Source organism: Nocardiopsis sp. LDBS0036, from assembly GCF_041228755.1.
Lineage (GTDB): Bacteria > Actinomycetota > Actinomycetes > Streptosporangiales > Streptosporangiaceae > Nocardiopsis > Nocardiopsis dassonvillei.
This window is the reverse complement of the sequence record NZ_CP141103.1, coordinates 5,059,493-5,077,135: the sequence shown is the minus strand read 5'-3', so window position 1 is coordinate 5,077,135 and position 17,643 is coordinate 5,059,493. Positions and strand designations below refer to the sequence as shown.

Below are 17,643 nucleotides of genomic sequence, written 5' to 3'. Positions count from 1 at the left end.
GGGGAATGCCCGCCCCCGCGGGCTGGTTTGCACAGTTGCCGAGGGCGGGAGTGGCCCGAGGCAGCGGCTCGGCGCCCACCGGCGCACCGTCCGTCCTCGCCGCCTCCATCGCAAGGGCACGGGCACGCAGGAACTTCCGGCCCTGGTCCGTACGTTTGCCCGGTGACTGCGTTTCACGCGGACCCGTCCAGCAGACCCAGGCGAGAAGGGCGTTTCACCCCCGCACCGGGGGCATCACGCAAGGAACTTGATGAACCATCAGCTTGGCCACCGCGGTAACACGACCAACGTCCCGGTCGGCACGCGCTCGTGGAGCCGCGTGCGGCCCACCGCGCCGATCCGTCAGGCGAGGCCCGAATACGCCGGAGTCGCCATGCCCGACCTGAACATCTCCTCCACCCTGCACGACGCCGGACGGGTCCTGGCGTTGGACGGGGAGATCGACATGGCCACCGAGCACCGCTTCCAGGAGGCGGTGACCGAGGCTCTGACCACGCAGCCCTTCGGCCGTGTGGTCCTGGACTGCGCCGACCTGCGGTTCATCGACTCCAGCGGTCTGCGCGTCCTGATCCGCGCGCACAAGGCGGCCAAGGAGCAGAAGGCGGTCCTGGCCATCGCCTCACCCATCCACCGGGTGCTCCAGACCCTGCGGGTGACCTCGCTCGACACGCGCATCCCCGTCTTCACGACGGTTTCGGAGGCGCTCACGGCGCCGCGCGCCTAGCGCCCGTGCCGCTCACCCCCGGGGCAGCCTCCCGGACACACGTCGCCAGCGGACACGGCCACAGCACGCACGCGAGGGGCGCGACCACAGCGGTCGCGCCCCTCCGTCGTGTCCGGGGCCGCCGCGCCTGCGGTCGGCGGACCGCTTGCCCGCGCGGACCGGCCTAGAAGAGCAGCAGCCAGACACCGAGGCCGGTCACGGCCGCGTTGACCAGGAAGAAGACCACGACCCACAGGGTTCCCGGCACGCCGGTGAGACGGGCCAGCTGGTCGGCGTCGGAGTGCGGTGAGGGGTTGCGCCTGCGCTGGGCCTGGAGTTCGATCACCGGCCGCACGCCCGCGAAGAGCAGGAACCAGATGAACAGGTAGGCGAAGGCCGCCTGCACCTCCGGCGGGGTGAACCAGCTGATCCCGAACACCACCGCGCCGGTCACCACGATCGACACCACGCCGTAGACGTTGCGGATCATCAGGAGCATGGCGGCGAGCACCACGATGCTCAGCCACAGCAGGGCGGTGACGCGGTCCGACATGAGCATGAGGATGCCGAGCAGGCCGATGACCGACGAGGCGACGTAGCCCGCGAAGACGGTCAGGACCATGCCGACGCCGGTCGGTTTGCCCCGGGACACGGTGACCCCGGAGGTGTCCGAGTGCAGGCGGATCCCGGTGAGCTGGCGGCCGCTGAGCAGGGCGACCAGGGCGTGCCCGCCCTCGTGGGCGATGGTGACGACGTTGCGCCCGATCCGCCAGGGCGGTCCGAGCAGCACGGCCGCCAGGGCCAGCACCGCCGCGGTGACGATGATCCACCGCTCCGGTTCGGGCTGGACCGACAGCACTTCCCGCCAGACGTCGCCCAAGGTTGTTCCCACGTGTGCCCCCGACTCTGGTTCGACCCGATCGTGCACGGGCCCACCGGTGCGCGCCGCGGTTGCCGGGAGACGCGTGGAACAGGGGCCCTTGCCGAACTTTAGGGCATGTGGGGAAGTTCCGTGTTCTGTCGCGGAATGCGAACGCTCCCCGAGAACAATGTGACTTCCTTGCGCCGATGAACTGGCCAAACGAGGGTCGCCAGCTTACATTCATCACTGTCAGTGATTTTCTGGCTACTCAAAGCAAGGATTATTGTGAAGCGTATCGCTGGACTCGCCCTTATGGCCCTGACCGCCGGTGCCGTCATCGGCGCTGCTTCCCCCGCCGTCGCGGACGAGGAGCACAACGGCTACCACGGTCACCACGACAACGGCTGGCACCACGATCACGGTGACAACGGGCACGACCACGGTGACAAGGGCAGGGACCACAAGGGCGAGGACGACGACGAGGGCAAGAAGGACAAGCGCGGGAAGGGCGACCGCGAGGGCCGCGACGGCCGCGACGGCGACGACCGGCGCAAGGGCGACCACGAGGACCGCGAGGGCCACGACCGCAAGAAGGGCGACCACGAGGACGAGGGCAAGAAGGACAAGCGCGGGAAGGGCGACCGCGAGGGCCGCGACGGCCGCGACGGCGACGACCGGCGCAAGGGCGACCACGAGGACCGCGAGGGCCACGACCGCAAGAAGGGCGACCACGGCGACGAGGACCACAAGGGCAAGGACCACAAGGACGGCTACCACGAGGACGACGAGGACGAGGACAAGGACCGCGACCGGCGCTAGTCGCCGGGTCCGCGCGTCCGGCTGAGCACGGCGCGCCCGCGCAGGAGGGGGCGCGCGGCGCCGACGCGGCGGACCCGCTCTCCTCACCGCAGCGCCGCCCGCGGCCCCCGATCCGCGGGCGGCGTCTGTCGTGTCGGCGTCCGGCCGGACAGCCGCTCAGTCCTCCCGCGACTCCGCCGCGGCCTTGAGGCGCACCAGCGTCTGCTCGATGCTCCGCGCGTTCCTCGCGGGCATCCCCATGAGGACGTAGAAGGCCGGCAGGCCCCTGGAGTAGTCGAAGGTCTCCGTGACGCGGGTGCCCCCCTCCGCCAGTTCCTCCAGCTCGTAGCGCCAGCGGTGCGGACCGAAGTGCCGCCAGGCGATGAGGCGGTCCTCCTCGTACTCCACCACCCGGTTGGTGATCCGGTAGCCGACGCCGAACATCCTCATGTCCATGCCGAACTCGCTGCCCCTCTCCAGCCGCTCCGGCCCGAAGAGGCTGGAGAGGACGGTGTCGGAGCCGTCGAACTCGGCGTGCCGTTCCGGCGCCGCGATGATGTCGAAGATCCGCTTGGCGGGAGCGTCGACCACGACGCTCCGCGCAACCCTGTGTTTGGCCATGACCGCATCATGGCAGCGCCGCGCGGACCGGCCCCGGCCACCCCGCCGGATCGGGGTTCAGGCCCGGACGGCGTGCCGCTCCACCGCCGCGAGCCCTCCGCCCTCCGCGGTGACGTGCACCACCCAGAAGGAGCCCTTGCGCAGCCCCAGCTGCTGGGAGAAGGGCGCGCCCAGCCGTGTGAGCGCCTCGGCCATGAGCTGCGGGACGAGTTCTCCGTGCGTGCACACGACGGTCGGCCTCCCCTCGGCCAGGACGCGCGCGAACGCCTCGCGGGCCTCCTCCACGCCGTACGGGGAGCCGTTGGAGGACGAGCGGATCGTGAACGCCCGCTCGGTGCGCGTGGGCACGTCGTACTCCACCGTGTAGGGCAGCAGCGACTCGGTGCACCGCGCCGCCGCCGACGTCACCACGCGGGGCCGCCCGTAGGCGCCCAGCACCCGGGGCAGGGCCAGGGCGTCGGCGCGCCCGGTCCCGTCCAGGGGCCGCAGGAGGTCGTCGTCGGTCCAGGCGCCCTTGTCCCCCGCCGACAGGTGCCGCAGCAGGATGACGGGGAAGGTGGTCGCGGGCCCGGCCAGGAAGTTGTCGACCACCCGCACGTCGTGGTCGTAGGTGAGGCGGTCGCGGGCCTCCTCCACCGGCACCCACTCGACCAGGTCCACCTCCTCGTTGGGCGGGTAGTCGATCCCCGCGGCCGGGTCGGCGGTGGTGGCCGCCCACCACTCCACCTGCTTGGGCCAGCCGTCCTTGAGGTAGCGCTGCGGGGGGAGCCTGCGGCCCAGCACGGGGATCAGGCCGGTCTCCTCGACCACCTCGCGGACCGCGCCGGTCACGGGGTGCTCGCGGCTCTTGAGCTTGCCCTTGGGCAGGGACCAGTCGGCCCGGTCGGGCCTGCGGACCAGGACGATCTCGGTGCCGCCCGGGCCCTCGCGCCACAGCAGGGCGCCCGCCGCGCGGATCGGTTCGAGGTAGCCGCCGACCGCCGTCTCGCGCAGGGGCCCGGCCCCGTGGGCTCCCTCGACCGATCCCTCCACGTCTCCCCCGTTCTGTACGGTGCTCACCCGCCCTCCACCACGCGCAGGTGGCGGTCGCCGCGCAGGCTGTCCTGGAGGTCGGTGAGCGGTCGCCCGTCGTCGTCGCGGGTGAACCGGGTCCACGTCCCGTCGGGTTCGAGCCGCCAGGACGAGGTGCCGTCGTCCATCGCCAGGTCCATGAGGCGCACCAGCCTGCGGCACTGCTCGGTGTCGGCCACGCGTACCAGGGCCTCGACCCGGCGGTCGAGGTTGCGGGGCATCAGGTCGGCGCTGCCGATCCACACCTGGGGCCGCCAGCCGTTGGCGAAGACGAAGATGCGGGAGTGCTCCAGGAAGCGGCCCAGGATGCTGCGCACCCGGATGTTGTCGGACAGTCCGGGCACCCCGGCGCGCAGGACGCAGCTGCCGCGCACCCACAGGTCGACGCTCACCCCGGCCTGGGAGGCCCGGTACAGGGCGTCGATGATCTCCAGGTCGACCAGGGAGTTGACCTTGATCCGGATGCGGGCGGGCTCGCCCCTGAGGCTGTTGTCGATCTCGACGGCGATCTGTTCGAGCAGGCTCTCGCGCAGGGCGCCGGGCGCCACGAGCAGGCGCTGGTAGTGCTTCTTGCGGGAGAAGCCGGTGAGGCTGTTGAACAGGTCGCTGACGTCCTCGCCCACCTCGGGGTCGGCGCTGAACAGGCCGAGGTCCTCGTACATGCGGGCGGTGCTCGGGTTGTAGTTGCCGGTGCCCACGTGGCAGTAGCGGCGCAGCAGCCCGTCGTCGTCGCGGCGCACGACCATCGACAGCTTGCAGTGGGTCTTGAGGCCGACGACGCCGTAGACGACGTGGCAGCCCGCCTGTTCGAGCTTGCGGGCCCACTGGATGTTGTTCTGCTCGTCGAAGCGGGCCTTGATCTCGACCAGGACCACGACCTCCTTGCCCTCGCGGGCGGCCTCGATGAGGGACTCAACGATGGGCGAGTCGCCGCTGGTGCGGTACAGGGTCTGCTTGATCGCCATGACCTCGGGGTCGGTGGCGGCCAGGGCCAGGAAGCGCTCGGTGGTGGTGGCGAAGGACTCGTAGGGGTGGTGGACGAGGACCTCGTTCTCGCGGACGGCGGCGAAGAGGTCGCCGGAGGTCAGGGCGCGCGGTTCGACGGGGACCATGGGCGGGTAGCGCAGCTCGGGCCGGTCGGTGTCGGCGATCTGGGACAGTCCGGCGAGGTTGAGCGGACCGGGGACCCGGTAGATCTCCTCCTCCTCGGCGCCCAGCTCCTCGGTGAGTATGGCCAGGGCCTCGTCGCTGATGTCGTGTTCGACCTCCAGGCGCACGAGCGGGCCGAAGCGGCGGCGCAGCAGCTCGTTCTCCAGGGAGGTGACGAGGTCGTCGGTCTCGTCCTCGTCGACCTCCAGGTCGGCGTTGCGCGTGACCCGGAAGGCGTTGTGCTCCAGGATCTGCATGCCCTCGAAGAGCTGGGGCAGGTGGGCGGCGACGATGTCCTCGACGGGGACGAACCGGCCGCCCTCGCGGTCGCCCAGCTCGATGAAGCGGGGCAGGGAGCTGGGGATCTTGACCCGGGCGAACATGCGGCGCCCGTCGTGGGGGTCGCGGACGGCGACCGCGAGGTTGAGCGAGCGGCCGGAGATGTAGGGGAAGGGGTGCGCGGAGTCGACCGCGAAGGGTGTCAGCAGCGGGTAGACCGAGCGCTGGAAGTAGCCGCGCAGGTTCTCGCGCTCGACGGTCTCCAGCTCGTTCCAGCGCACGACGCGGATGCCGACCTCGCGCAGGGCGGGCGCGACGCTGTCATGGAAGCAGGCGGCCTGGCGGAGCATGAGTTCGCGGGTGAACCGGGAGATGCGCCCGAGCAGCGCGCGGGGGTGGTGTCCGCTGGAGGAGGCGACGGACAGGCCGGTGGCCAGGCGGCGTTTGAGCCCGGCCACGCGCACCATGAAGAACTCGTCCAGGTTGCTGGAGAAGATCGCCAGGAACCGCGCGCGTTCCAGGAGGGGGATGTCCTCGTCCTCGGCGAGTTCGAGCACGCGCTGGTTGAAGCGCAGCCACCCCTCCTCCCTGTCCATGAACCTGTCGGCGGGAAGCTCGGGCGTACCGGCGGCGGGCCCATCGGGTGTTGGCGCTGTTTCCGTGCTCACAGTGGGCAGACTCCCCCTTTTCCATGACCGCGAGGTGACAACCCCGTGAGGGGAAAATGACCGCGACGCGACTGGTGTGGTCCCTCTGTAGCCCTATGCCCTTTCCTGCCGCTGTTTTCCCCTTCCGACCGCGGGTTTTACCGTTCGTCCGGTGGTCGGATCCGGTCACATGACGCCGGTCTGGAGATCGGGGGGCATGAGCATCAGGAACATGCCGACGCGCATCACCACCTGGATCCACGTGTTGCGGAAGCACGTCCACAGGTAGCCGTAGAGGAGGCTGGCCGTGGCGTAGGTGAGCAGGGCCAGGCCGGTGTTGTACACCAGGTCGGCCTCCGGCAGCTGGGACACCGCGTCGTAGGGCTGGATGAGGGCGTAGGTGAGGGCGAAGACCACCGAGGTGGTGACGATGCCGCCCCAGCGGCCCATGAGGATCTCCAGGCGGGTCTGCACCATCCCCCGGAAGAAGATCTCCTCGCACACCGCCATGACGGTGAACGCGAGCACGTAGCCCAGCAGTTGGAGGGAGGGCCCCGGCAGCCCCAGGCGCGGGATGAGCAGGTAGCCGATCAGGACCAGCGCGATGGCGATCGGGACCATCCCGAGCCAGCGCCAGGGCTCGGACACCTTCAGCGCGACCGCGGGCATGGCGGTGCCCTTGCCGTCCAGGGTGATGCCGGAGCGGTCCATGACCAGCAACGGCAGGGTGAACAGGAACAGCAGGCGCGAGACCAGGGCCTCGGACATGGCCAGGTCGGCCCCGAACACGGCCTCGTAGGTGGCGAAGACCATCGACAGCAGTGCCATGGACACCACGAAGCCGGCGAGGAACAGTCCCAGCCAGCCCAGTTCCCGGCCGATGGGGTGGCCGTCCATCGCCTGGACGACGCGGCGGTCCAGCTGGTCGCGGGCGCCGAAGCCCCTGACCATGGCCCAGGCCAGGATGCCGCCGATCAGCATCGGGGACCAGGAGATCAGGAAGAGGACCAGGGAGTCGTCGAGGATGTCGGAGCGCAGTACGGGGTGGGCGAGCATCGGCACCGCGACGAACACCAGGGCGGCCAGCACCCCCCAGACGAGCCCCCATCTTCGCACCATGGTCACAAGAGTCCCCCCTGTCTCAGAACTCTCATTCTGCCCAAGGGGAAACTAAAAGCTACTTAATGACTACGGTATGTCGCCACTCGCCTCGACATGTCCCGTCACGCCGAGGGGCCGCCCCCCAAGGAGCGGCCCCGGCTGTACGCGGGTGCGGGAGCCCCTTCAGAAACCGTTGTCGAGCACCGAGCGGAGGAAGGACTTGGTGCGCTCCTCCTTGGGGTCGCCGAAGATCTGCTCCGGCGTGCCCTCCTCGGCGATCTGGCCCTGGTCGAACATGAGCACCCGGTGCGACACGTCGCGCGCGAAGCCCATCTCGTGCGTCACGCACAGCATCGTGATGTCCGTGGTCTCGGCGACCTCGCGCAGCACGTCCAGGACCCCGGCCACCAGCTCCGGGTCCAGGGCCGAGGTGACCTCGTCCAGGAGCAGGATCTCCGGCTGCATGGCCAGCGCGCGGGCGATCGCCACGCGCTGCTGCTGGCCGCCCGAGAGCTGGGTCGGGTGGGCGTCGATCTTGTCGCCGAGCCCGACCAGCTCCAGCAGTTCCTCGGCCTTGGCGTTGGCCTCGCCCTTGGGGGTGCCCAGCACGTGCACGGGCGCCTCGGTGATGTTCTGCCGGACGGTCATGTTCGGGAACAGGTTGAACTGCTGGAACACCATGCCGACGCGCTTGCGGCGCGCGCGCAGGTAGGACTCGTTCGCCCGGGTCAGGCCCTGCCCCTTGCGCATGTGGCTGAAGGGCTCGCCGCCCACCCAGATGACGCCCTCGGTGACCTTCTCCAGGGTCATCAGCAGGCGCAGGATGGTGGTCTTGCCCGAACCGCTGGGGCCGATGAGCGTGACCCGCTCGCCGGGGGCGACGGAGAAGTTCAGGTGGTCGAGCACCGTGAGGTCGCCGAAGCGCTTCACCACGTCGTCGAAGACGATCAGGGACTGGTCCCGGGGGCCGCTGCCGACACCCTGGGGTTCTTCGTTCACGGGGGTGTCAGACGGCGGCATAGCGTCGCTCCAGTCGTCGGATGAGGATGGCGGACGGGATGCTCACGAGCAGGAACAGGATCCCGACCAGGGTGTAGGCCTCCACGATGCGGAAGTCCGCGCTGCCGACCTGCTGGGCCTCGGTGAGCAGCTCGGGCACGCTGATCGCCAGCAGCAGCGGCGTGTCCTTGAACATGGCGATGAGGTAGTTGCCCAGCGCCGGGATGGTCCTGCGGATCGCCTGCGGCAGCACGATCGCGCCCCAGGTGCGGCTGGCGGGCAGGCTCAGCGCCCGGGCCGCCTCCCACTGCCCCTTGGCCACGCCCTCGATGCCCGAGCGGTAGACCTCGGCGGTGTAGGCCGCGTAGTGCACGCCGATCACGACGACGCCCACGGTCATCGCGGAGATGTCGGCCGGGGTCAGGAGGAAGACGAACACCAGCTGGATGATCAGCGGGGTCGTCCGGATGAACTCCATGACCGCGTGCAGGACGGGACCGAAGAACGGCGTCCGGCGAGCGATGGCGATCGCCAGGCCCAGGACCAGCGCGATCAGGTAACCGAGCACGGTGATCTGGACGGTCACCCACAGGCCGCCCAGCAGGTCCGGCATGACCTCGAAGGTCCACTCGAAGTCCCAGAACATCACTTGGCCACCCCCGCCTTCGCGTCGACGGCCGGGGGCCGCAGGAGGGACGCCAGGCCTCCGCCGCCCGGCGCGGCGCGGCCCAGCTTGCGGTTGGCGCGGCGTTCGAGCAGTCGCATGCCGAGGATGAGCACCTGCGCGATCAGGTAGTAGAGGACGAAGGCGCCGATGAAGGCGATCACCGTCTCACCCGTGGCCTGGCGCATGTTCTGCGCCACGGCCGTCAGGTCGGCCACACCGATGAGGTAGGACACCGCGGTGGCCTTCATCAGCTCGATGTTGAGGTTGCCGAACGTGGGCAGCATCTGGGCCCAGGCCTGGGGCAGCACGACCAGGCGCGTCCGCTGGAACCAGGAGAGGTTCAGCGCGACGGTGGCCTCGACCTGCGGCCTGGGCACGGCGTTGATGGAGGAGCGCACGACCTCGGCCCCGTAGGCGCCCAGGTTGAGCCCCACGGCGAGGATCGCGGCGAAGTTGTCGGCCAGCTGGTAACCGGTCAGCTGGGGCAGGGCGAACGCCATCCAGAACATCAGCACCAGGGCGGCGATGCCCCGGAACACCTCCACGTAGACCGTGGCGACGGCCCGGGGGAGCCAGTGGCGGATCGTCCCCATGATCCCGAAGACCATGGCGAGGACGAAGGCCAGCGCGATGCCTCCGAGGGTGAGCTGGATGGTGACCCACGCGCCCTCGGCGTAGAGCGGTAGCCGCTGGATCAGGAAGTCCACTGCGGGTTCATCCCTCGCAGAGTTCGGCGGTGGTCGTGTCGTCGGGCAGGTCGGCCTCGGTGAAGCCCCACTCCTCGCCCAGTTCCAGGAGGCGTCCGCTCTCCTTGAACTCGGCGATCACCCGGTTGACCTCCTCCAGGAGCTGGGTGTCCTGCTGGCGCAGGCACAGCCCGCCCCAGCCCTTCTCCTCCCGGCCGTCGATCTCGGGGAAGAAGGGTTCGGTGACCTCGAAGGGGCCGCCCCGGTCCTGGAGGAGGTAGGTGTGGGACACGCTGAGCATGGACATCGCGTCCACGCGCCCGGCCTCCAGCAGCTCGTAGCCCGCGGTCTGGTTGGGGATGAGCTCCATCTGGTTCTCGGGGACCTCGAAGTACTCGGCGTAGGTCTGCTCGACCGAACCGTTGAGGACCGCGAGCATGAGGTCGGGGTTGTCCACGAAGTCCGTGAAGTGCTGAATGTTCTCCGGGTTGCCCTCCGCGACCATGAAGGCCTCGGGGGAGGTCGCGGTGGGCTCGCTGAAGGCGACCTGTCCGCAGCGCTCGGGGGTGATGAACATGCCCGCGGCGATGACGTCGAAGCGGTTCGCGTTCAGGCCGGGGATCAGCCCGTCCCAGTTCACCGAGGAGGCCTGGATCTCGGGGACGCCCAGCTCCTCGAAGACCGCCTTCGCCACGGCGGGGGACTGCCCGGCCGGGTTGCCGGAGTCGTCGACGAAGCCGAAGGGGATCTCGTTGGCGAGGCCGACGGCCACGAAGCCCTGTTCGCGCAGCCGGTCCAGGGTCGAGGCGCCCTCCTCCCCCTCTCCTCCTCCGCCGTCGACGCGGGTGCAGGCGGCCAGTCCGAGGGTGGCCAGCCCCACTCCTCCCAGGCGGAGCGCGTCACGGCGGCCCCAGGTTCCTCTGCGTACTGCGGGTACCGGCTTCTTCACGACTGCTCCTCGAAAGACTCGCGGGAGCGGCGCCCTCGCCTGGCTGGACGACAGCGCCGCGCATTCGGATAGGTACTGGCGCGGGCGGCCCGCGGCGCCGGGCCGCGGCTGCGGCCGCCGCCCGGGGACAGGGCGCGGCGGCACAAGTACGGGGGACTCCCTCCCCGGGCAGGACCGGCAGTAACAGGACCCGATTAGTCCGTTATGCACTGGTTATTCACGTGCAGTCTCGGGGTGACCCGGCCTTTGGCCTGCTCAGGGCGGGTCACCTGGTGCTCGTAACTTTGGGTCCGATTCTCCGTCACCCTGGGGCGCCACCCGCGCGACACTCCGAGGACGCCCGGACGCCGCCTTCCGCGAACGCGAACGGGCGGGGCCGACCGGCCCCGCCCGCGTGGTCCGACAGTCCTGGGATCAGGCCTCAGGCGTCTTCCTCGACGACGAGGGGGTAGACGCCGTTCTCGTCGTGCACCTCACGACCGGTGACGGGCGGGTTGAACACGCACAGCACGCGGAAGTCCGTCTTGGGGCGGACGGTGTGCCTCTCGTGGCCGTCGAGCAGGTAGAGGGTGCCCGGGGTGATGATGTGCTTCTCCCCGGTCTCCTCGTTGGTCAGCTCGGCCTCGCCCTCGATGCAGTGCACGAGCTCGACGTGGTTGGCGTACCAGAAGGTCGACTCGGTGCCCGCGTACAGGACGGTCTCGTGGAAGGAGAAGCCGACCTTGTCCTTGGCCAGGACGATCCGGCGGCTGCGCCAGTTCTCCGTCTTGATGTCGGCGTCGGTGTCGTTGACCTCGTCCATGCTGCGAACGATCACTGTGCTCCCCCTCTACGCGCTCTCGGCGCTCCTGTGGTGGTACGGCACACGGGGAGGGGCCGGACGACGTCCCGAGGGTCGCCGCCCGGCCCCGCACCGTGTGGTGTGGAAATCCCCCTGTGGGAGTCCCTAGGCGGGCTGGGCCGCCTTGACCGCGGCGCGGGCCGCGTCAGCCATGATGTCAAGACCGGCCGTGAGTTCCTCCTCGCTCGCCGTGAGCGGCGGCAGGAGTTTGGCCACCTCGTCCTCGGGGCCGGAGGTCTCCAGGAGCAGGCCCCGCTCGAAGGACTCGGCGGCGACCTTCTTGGCGATGTCGGTCTGCTCGAAGGCCAGGCCCCGGGCCAGGCCGCGGCCGCGCACGTGCGCGCCGAACTCGGCGTGCTCGGCGGCCATCTCGGCCAGGCGGGCGGCGACCATGTCGCCCTTGGCCTTGACGGAGTCGGAGAAGGCCGAGTCGCTCCAGTAGCGGCGCAGGGCCCCGACGGCGGTCACCATGGCCGGGTTGAACCCGCGGAAGGTGCCGTTGTGCTCACCCGGCTCCCACACGTCCAGCTCGCGCTTGAACAGGGTGAGGGCCATGGGCAGGCCGTAGCCGCTGATGGACTTGGACAGCGTGACGATGTCCGGGGTGATCCCGGCCTCCTCGAAGCTGAAGAAGTCGCCGGTGCGGCCGCAGCCCATCTGGATGTCGTCGACGATCATGAGGATGCCGTACTCGCGGCACAGGTCCGAGAGCTCGCGCAGCCACTGGGCGCTGGCGGCGTTGATGCCGCCCTCGCCCTGGACCGTCTCGACGATGACGGCCGCGGGCTTGTCCAGGCCGCTGCCGCTGTCGTCCAGCAGGCTGCGCAGCCACAGGAAGTCCGGCGTCTTGCCGTCCAGGTAGTTGTCGAACGGCATCGTGGCGACGTGGCCCAGCGGCACGCCCGCGCCGCCGCGCTTCATCGAGTTGCCGGTGACGGCCAGGGCGCCCAGGGTCATGCCGTGGAAGCCGTTGGTGAAGTTGACGATGGTCTCGCGACCGGTGTACTTGCGGGCCAGCTTGAGCGCGGCCTCGACCGCGTTGTTGCCCGCGGGTCCGGGGAACTGGACCTTGTAGTCGAGGCCCCGGGGTTTGAGGATGATCTCCTCGAAGGTCTTCAGGAACTCGCGTTTGGCCACGCTGTAGGCGTCGAGGCTGTGCACGATCTTGTCGTCGGTCAGGTACTCGATGAGCGAGGTCTTCAGCTCGGGGTTGTTGTGCCCGTAGTTGAGCGACCCCGCACCCGCGAAGAAGTCGAGGTAGGGCTTGCCGTCCTCGGAGTAGACGTGGCTACCGACGGCCCGGTCGAACACGACCGGCCAGTTCCGGCAGTATCCGCGGACTTCGGACTCCAGGCGCTGGAAGGTCTCCATCGTGTGTTCCTCGGTTCCTTTATCCCAGGTTCGTGGGCTCATGGCTTGGGCGACGGGGTGGGTCGAACGGGTCCGGTGCGGACGGTCGGTCATGCTCCGGGCCCGGCTCCGAGAGGTCCGATGCGTACGAGGTCCTCGGGGTCGTGGGGGGTGTCCTCCTGGGGGAAGTGTTCCCCGGTGAAGAGCGGACTCCACACCGCCTCGGCGCCCCGGTCCCGGGCGAACGAGGCGAACAGGGCGCGGGAGGCGGTGTTGTCGGCGGTGACGGTCGCTTCGAGGTAGCGCAGGCCGCGGTCGGTGATCCGGTCGCCGACGAAGTCGAGCATCCGGCGGGCCAGCCCCTGTCCGCGGTACGCGGAGTCGACGGCGACCTGCCAGAGGAAGTAGGTGTCGGGGTCGTCGGGCCGCACGTAACCGGTGACGTAGGCCGCGACACGGCCCTCGTCGTCGCGGGCGACGACGCTGGTCGTGGCGAAGTCCCGGCACCAGAGCGCGTAGGCGTACGGGGAGTTGGCGTCCATGCCGTTCTCCCGCGCCAGCCGCCACATGTGCGGTCCGTCCTCCGGGGACGGGTGCGACAGGCGCACGCCTCCACGGCCCGCGGCACCTGGATTTTCCGAGGCCGTGGCCCCGGTGTCAGTCCGGTCGCGTGCTTGGAGGTTCGTTCGTAGATGTGGCACGTCGATCGAATTTAGCGAACGAATGTCAATGACATTTCGTGGAGGCCGCTCGCGGATGTTTGGGCAGACCGCCCACGGGTATGGCCTGTTTATTTAGCGGCGCCCCAAAGCTCTGACCTGGACTTTCGGGGGACGTCCGGGAGCGGACGGGACACACGCTCACGCCCCGCCCAACAGGGGGTTCGGCGCCGCGGCCGTGTGGGGCGGGCTCGGGGCTCCGCCGGGGAGGGCGGTCGCCGGCGTTCGGTGGACCGACAACCGTCAGGGTCAAACATAGATCCTCGCGGAGCAATATTAAGCGTGCGTTAAGTCACATCAATTCGGTGGAAAGCTCGCGACATAACGCCACTTGGGGGCTCCGCGCCCGCGCCACACGGTACGCCGGAAGGAGCTGCCGGCACACCCGAAACGCCGACACGCGCAAGGACGCGGCCTTTGGCGCGGCCGCGTGGGGGCAGGGGGAGGGTCGGGCCCCCGCCCCACCCTGGGGCGCGCCCGCCTCCGGGAGGCGGCCCGCCCCCCGGAGGCGCCCTTGAGATTTCCGGTCTTTTCGCGCAGACTCCGTGTAGTACTACGTTGAGTCGTACTACAATTGGTCGCATCGTCGCGCCGCAGTTCCCGGGTCGATCACCCGAGGGCGGTGGGGCGGAGAAACCCCCTGACCCGGCCGTGGTGACGCGGCACGGGGCCAGGGACCACCAGCCACGGATCGGAGGCGCCCGTGAACCGCCTGTACCACGAGAGCGAGGACTGGGTCCTGCAGGGCAACTGCCGCTCGCAGGACCCGGAGATCTTCTTTCCGGTGAGCAGCACCGGGATCGGGCGCGCCGACACCGAGCAGGCCATCGCCGTCTGCCGCAGCTGTACTGTTCGCCAAGAGTGCCTGCGGTGGGCCCTGCGGGCGGGAGAGGCCCACGGAGTCTGGGGTGGGACCACCCCCGAGGAGCGCCGCTACATGCGCCGCGAACTCGTCCCCGCCGGTCGTCACTGACGAGGGCGACGGGGACCGCCGGAGGGCGTCGGCCCGCCCGGCGGTCCAGCCCCTCGCTCCCTCCCCCGGTCCGGCCCCGCCTCGTCCGCGTCCCGCGCCGGTCCGCCCGGGCCGCGCGTCCGCCGTCCCCAGGGGATCTTGCGACCCTCCGGGGCACGGCCTAGGTTCTTTCTCGTGCGACCCGCTCACGGCACACTCCGCCTCCTGCGCACGGCCCTTCTGGCCGCTGCGTGCACGGGGCTTGCCTGGGGCGGGCACAACCTGTGGGCCGCGGCGCCCGCCTCCCTCGGAGGGTTGGCCGCGGCGACCGCGGTCCTGTTCCCCCTGCTGTGGTACTTCACCCGCACGATGCGCGGGTTCGGCGACATCTTCGCCGTCATGGCCTGCGTGCAGATCCTCCTGCACCTGGTGTTCCAGGGTTCGGGCGAACCCGTCCCCGGCGTCCTCGACACCGGCGCCGACCACACCGGGCACGGCCTGCTCACCCACACCCTCGGCCTCGCGCCCGGCATGCTGTTCGCGCACCTGTGGGCGGCCCTGCTGGCGTCGGCGCTGCTCGCCCACGGCGAGGCGGCCCTGTGGTTCCTGACCGCCCTGCTCACCCGGGCCCTGCCGCCGCTGCGCGTGCCCGGCATCGCGTTCGGCGCCCGCGTACCGGTCGCGTGCGCCGCCTCCCGTACCGCTCCCCCGCCCGTCGCGCTCTCGGCGCACGGCCCGCGCGGACCTCCCCTCCTCCCGGGCGTCCTTCCACGACGCCCCCGCGCGCACGCCGGAACGTACCGAGAACTGAGGGAAGACATGACCACCACCCGCACCCCCGACACCGCGGCCCCCGCACGCGCGCTTGCGCGCGCGGCCGCCGCCGTACTCGCCCCCCTCGCCGCGGCCGCCCTGGCCCTGGCCCCCTCGCCCGCGCTGGCGCACGACGTCCTGACCGGGTCCAACCCGGAGGACGGGGCCACCCTGGACACCGTGCCCGAGGAGGTCGTGCTGAGCTTCAACAACTCGCCGATGGAGGGCGGCAGCGGCAGCGCCGTCGTCGTCACGGGGCCGGACGAGGAGACCACCTACGAGGAGGGGGACCTGACCTTCGACGGCACGGACGTGTCGGTGGGTCTGGCCCCGCTGGACCAGGCCGGTGAGTACACCATCGGGTTCCGCGTGGTCTCCTCCGACGGCCACCCGATCCAGGACACCCTGACGTTCTCGGTGACCGAGGAGGCCGTCGCCGCGGCGGCGCCGGAGCCCGAGGAGAGCGAGACCGCGCAGGAGCCCGCCGGGGAGACGGCGCAGGAGCAGGCGCAGGAGCCCTCCGGCGAGGCGAACGCGGACGAGGCCGCGGCCGAGGAGGAGTCGGGCGGCGTGTCACCGGTGGCGCTGGCGGTCGTGGCCGTCGTCGCGGTCGCCGGCATCGCCGCGGTCGTGCTCGTGGCCGTGCGCATGCGCAGGCGCCCGGGCGGGGACGCCGGGCAGAAGTAGTACCGGAAGGCCGAGGGGCCCGTACGCGCCTCCCCGCGGGGAGGGCGTGCGGGCCCCTCGTCGTGTTCGGTGCCCGGTCCGCCCGCCCCGCGACGGGGAGGGCGGACACGGGGGCGTCGGCGGCGTCCGCTCGCGCGGGGGCCGTGCGTCGGGGGAGGCTGGTGGGTGGAGGGGGCGGGGCCGGTGGGCGGAACCGGCTCGGTCGGGAACGCCGGCCGACCGTCGGGGCCGGGTCGGGCGGGACGGGTCAGACGCGGCGTGCCAGCAGGATGCTGATGTTGTCCTTGCCGCCCGCCTCCATGGCGGCCTGCCACAGGGCGTACACGGCGGCCTCGTCGCTGCCCGCCTCGGCGATCATCCGCTCCATCTCCTCGGGCAGGACCAGGTCGGACAGGCCGTCGCTGCACATGAGCCAGGCGCTGGGGTCGGCCGCGTCGTCCCGGCCCACGTGCGGGACCATCGTGCCGCCCGAACTGCCGCCCAGGGACTGGGTGATGAAGTTCGTGGTGACCGGACGGCCGTCCTCGGACGGGGGCAGCGCGGGCGAGTCGTCCTCCGAGAGCTGGCGCAGGCGGCGCCCCTCCAGGCGGTAGGTGCGGGAGTCGCCGACGTTGAACCAGAAGTTGCCGTCGTTGTTGAGCAGGACGCCCGCGACCGTGGTCCCCATGCCGGAGAACTCGGTGTGCTGGGTGGCGTGGTCCTTGATCTCCTCGTCGATGTTGCTCAGCAGCTGGGCTATCTCCTCGGGGCCGCTGAGCCGCGGACCCATCTCGGCCATGCGGTGCACGGCGTGCTCGGAGGCGATCTCCCCCGCGGCCTGACCGCCGATCCCGTCGGCGACCGCCAGGATGACGGGCTCCCCGACCGGGAGGACGCAACGCACCGGCGAGGTCATGTTCGCACTGGCGACGGTCAGGGCACCCATGACGACGGCGTCCTCGTTGGCGGGGCGGATAGCGCCCCGGTGCGTGAGGGCCGTGACAATGACTTCCCCACCAGCGACACCCATACGCCCTTCCTCCCGTTTCATCGGCCGTGGCCGGTTGCCCGGCGCCCCGCGCCGGGCCTTGGTCGAGTCCCGTTCAACGTCTGGATTCTGTCACCGTACCGAGCCACCGCCGGAGTGGGTCAAAATCCGCGTACATCATGGCGGAAAACACCCGGATACGCAGTTCCCGCCCCGGTTCCCGCCGCCGGACGTGCCGTGCCGGGCGATCCGCGGTGCGCGCCGGGCACTCCCGGTGTTCCGGTCTGACAGTAGCGGCGGTGCGGCCGACCCGACAGGGGCCACCCACGGGTACCGCGAAACCGCAGACCAACCGGGAGAACTCCGGGGTTACGGACAGCACCGAACCCCCGCGGTTCTTGGTGTCGGATTCGCGTCACGTTGTCGAGACGCGAACCGTCTGGCAGAATGAACCCCGTTGGGTGTCTAAGACGCAGACACACACGACCAGCCCCGTGCGGCATCATCCTGTCACGCACGGTGGCCCCAGTCTTCCCCGACCGGTCGTTTGGTGTGATCTCCGTGCGTCTTCCCTTCTTTCTTCCTCTCCCCCCTCCGTTCAGCCGCAGCCGTACGCGCCATGCGCCTACGGCTCCTCGTGCTGCCGGGAGGCCTCCACCGGCGCGCCGTCCGGCACCGTGTGCCGCCCTCCCCTGACCGCGCCCCGCCTCCCCCCGCAGCCACCTTCCCGCCGGTTCCCGGCCCCACGGCCCGGGAACCGGCGCCACGGCCCCAGCCCCGCC

At 70.6% G+C, this 17,643-nt stretch carries 17 protein-coding genes; 4 read left to right on the top strand and 13 right to left on the bottom strand.

Annotated features, from left to right (window positions below):
* Positions 1–373: 373 nt before the first annotated feature.
* Entirely contained in the window at positions 374–724 is a 351-nt protein-coding gene (locus UIS43_RS21760) for an STAS domain-containing protein (protein ID WP_017567895.1), read from the top strand.
* A 163-nt stretch (positions 725–887) separates the two neighbouring features.
* Here UIS43_RS21760 and UIS43_RS21755 read toward each other — a convergent pair whose 3' ends face one another.
* Positions 888–1,583 (bottom strand): M50 family metallopeptidase, encoded by a 696-nt coding sequence (locus UIS43_RS21755; RefSeq protein ID WP_013156211.1) that lies wholly within the window; start codon positions 1,581–1,583, stop codon positions 888–890.
* A gap of 267 nt (positions 1,584–1,850) precedes the next feature.
* Here UIS43_RS21755 and UIS43_RS21750 point away from each other — a divergent pair, with 267 nt between their 5' ends.
* Positions 1,851–2,384 (top strand): hypothetical protein, encoded by a 534-nt coding sequence (locus UIS43_RS21750; protein WP_370011493.1) that lies wholly within the window; start codon positions 1,851–1,853, stop codon positions 2,382–2,384.
* 156 nt (positions 2,385–2,540) lie between these two features.
* On the opposite strand, the gene UIS43_RS21745 is transcribed toward UIS43_RS21750, so the two are convergent.
* The 11 genes from UIS43_RS21745 to ectA all read right to left on the bottom strand — a co-directional run bounded on the left by UIS43_RS21745 (position 2,541) and on the right by ectA (position 13,331).
* A complete protein-coding gene (locus UIS43_RS21745) occupies positions 2,541–2,984 on the bottom strand; it encodes an SRPBCC family protein (RefSeq protein ID WP_013156209.1) in 444 nt (147 codons plus the stop codon).
* A 57-nt stretch (positions 2,985–3,041) separates the two neighbouring features.
* Positions 3,042–4,043, bottom strand: coding sequence for an NUDIX hydrolase (locus UIS43_RS21740; protein ID WP_013156208.1), 1,002 nt, complete (start codon positions 4,041–4,043; stop codon positions 3,042–3,044).
* Complete coding sequence (locus UIS43_RS21735; RefSeq protein WP_013156207.1) at positions 4,040–6,151, bottom strand: RNA degradosome polyphosphate kinase; 2,112 nt, start codon at positions 6,149–6,151, stop codon at positions 4,040–4,042. Before UIS43_RS21735 ends, UIS43_RS21740 begins: the two co-directional genes overlap by 4 nt.
* A 165-nt stretch (positions 6,152–6,316) precedes the next feature.
* The gene (locus tag UIS43_RS21730) at positions 6,317–7,249 is read right to left on the bottom strand and encodes a CPBP family intramembrane glutamic endopeptidase (protein ID WP_198048826.1); all 933 of its coding nucleotides are present in this window, start codon (positions 7,247–7,249) and stop codon (positions 6,317–6,319) included.
* A gap of 165 nt (positions 7,250–7,414) precedes the next feature.
* Positions 7,415–8,251: an ectoine/hydroxyectoine ABC transporter ATP-binding protein EhuA gene (gene ehuA, locus UIS43_RS21725; RefSeq protein WP_071621261.1), complete on the bottom strand. Its 837-nt coding sequence runs from the start codon at positions 8,249–8,251 to the stop codon at positions 7,415–7,417.
* On the bottom strand, positions 8,238–8,876 hold the full coding sequence (ehuD, locus tag UIS43_RS21720) for an ectoine/hydroxyectoine ABC transporter permease subunit EhuD (protein ID WP_013156204.1): 639 nt from the start codon (positions 8,874–8,876) through the stop codon (positions 8,238–8,240). The genes ehuA and ehuD overlap by 14 nt, the downstream gene beginning before the upstream one ends.
* Positions 8,876–9,604, bottom strand: a complete 729-nt coding sequence (gene ehuC, locus UIS43_RS21715; RefSeq protein ID WP_013156203.1) for an ectoine/hydroxyectoine ABC transporter permease subunit EhuC — start codon at positions 9,602–9,604, stop codon at positions 8,876–8,878. The genes ehuD and ehuC overlap by 1 nt, the downstream gene beginning before the upstream one ends.
* 7 nt (positions 9,605–9,611) lie before the next feature.
* On the bottom strand, positions 9,612–10,463 hold the full coding sequence (gene ehuB, locus UIS43_RS21710; protein WP_041553421.1) for an ectoine/hydroxyectoine ABC transporter substrate-binding protein EhuB: 852 nt from the start codon (positions 10,461–10,463) through the stop codon (positions 9,612–9,614).
* Between the two features lie 490 nt (positions 10,464–10,953).
* Positions 10,954–11,349 carry an ectoine synthase gene (locus tag UIS43_RS21705; RefSeq protein WP_013156201.1) on the bottom strand — a complete coding sequence of 132 codons (396 nt, stop codon included), beginning with the start codon at positions 11,347–11,349 and terminating at the stop codon, positions 10,954–10,956.
* Positions 11,350–11,478: 129 nt separating this feature from the next.
* Entirely contained in the window at positions 11,479–12,744 is a 1,266-nt protein-coding gene (gene ectB, locus UIS43_RS21700) for a diaminobutyrate--2-oxoglutarate transaminase (RefSeq protein ID WP_013156200.1), read from the bottom strand.
* A gap of 89 nt (positions 12,745–12,833) precedes the next feature.
* The gene (ectA, locus tag UIS43_RS21695; RefSeq protein ID WP_019610152.1) at positions 12,834–13,331 is read right to left on the bottom strand and encodes a diaminobutyrate acetyltransferase; all 498 of its coding nucleotides are present in this window, start codon (positions 13,329–13,331) and stop codon (positions 12,834–12,836) included.
* An 814-nt stretch (positions 13,332–14,145) separates the two neighbouring features.
* Here ectA and UIS43_RS21690 point away from each other — a divergent pair.
* On the top strand, positions 14,146–14,415 hold the full coding sequence (locus UIS43_RS21690) for a WhiB family transcriptional regulator (protein WP_013156198.1): 270 nt from the start codon (positions 14,146–14,148) through the stop codon (positions 14,413–14,415).
* A 174-nt stretch (positions 14,416–14,589) separates the two neighbouring features.
* The gene (locus UIS43_RS21685) at positions 14,590–15,894 is read left to right on the top strand and encodes a copper resistance CopC family protein (RefSeq protein WP_358170217.1); all 1,305 of its coding nucleotides are present in this window, start codon (positions 14,590–14,592) and stop codon (positions 15,892–15,894) included.
* Between the two features lie 247 nt (positions 15,895–16,141).
* Here UIS43_RS21685 and UIS43_RS21680 read toward each other — a convergent pair whose 3' ends face one another.
* On the bottom strand, positions 16,142–16,903 hold the full coding sequence (locus UIS43_RS21680) for a PP2C family serine/threonine-protein phosphatase (protein WP_013156196.1): 762 nt from the start codon (positions 16,901–16,903) through the stop codon (positions 16,142–16,144).
* Positions 16,904–17,643: the final 740 nt, after the last annotated feature.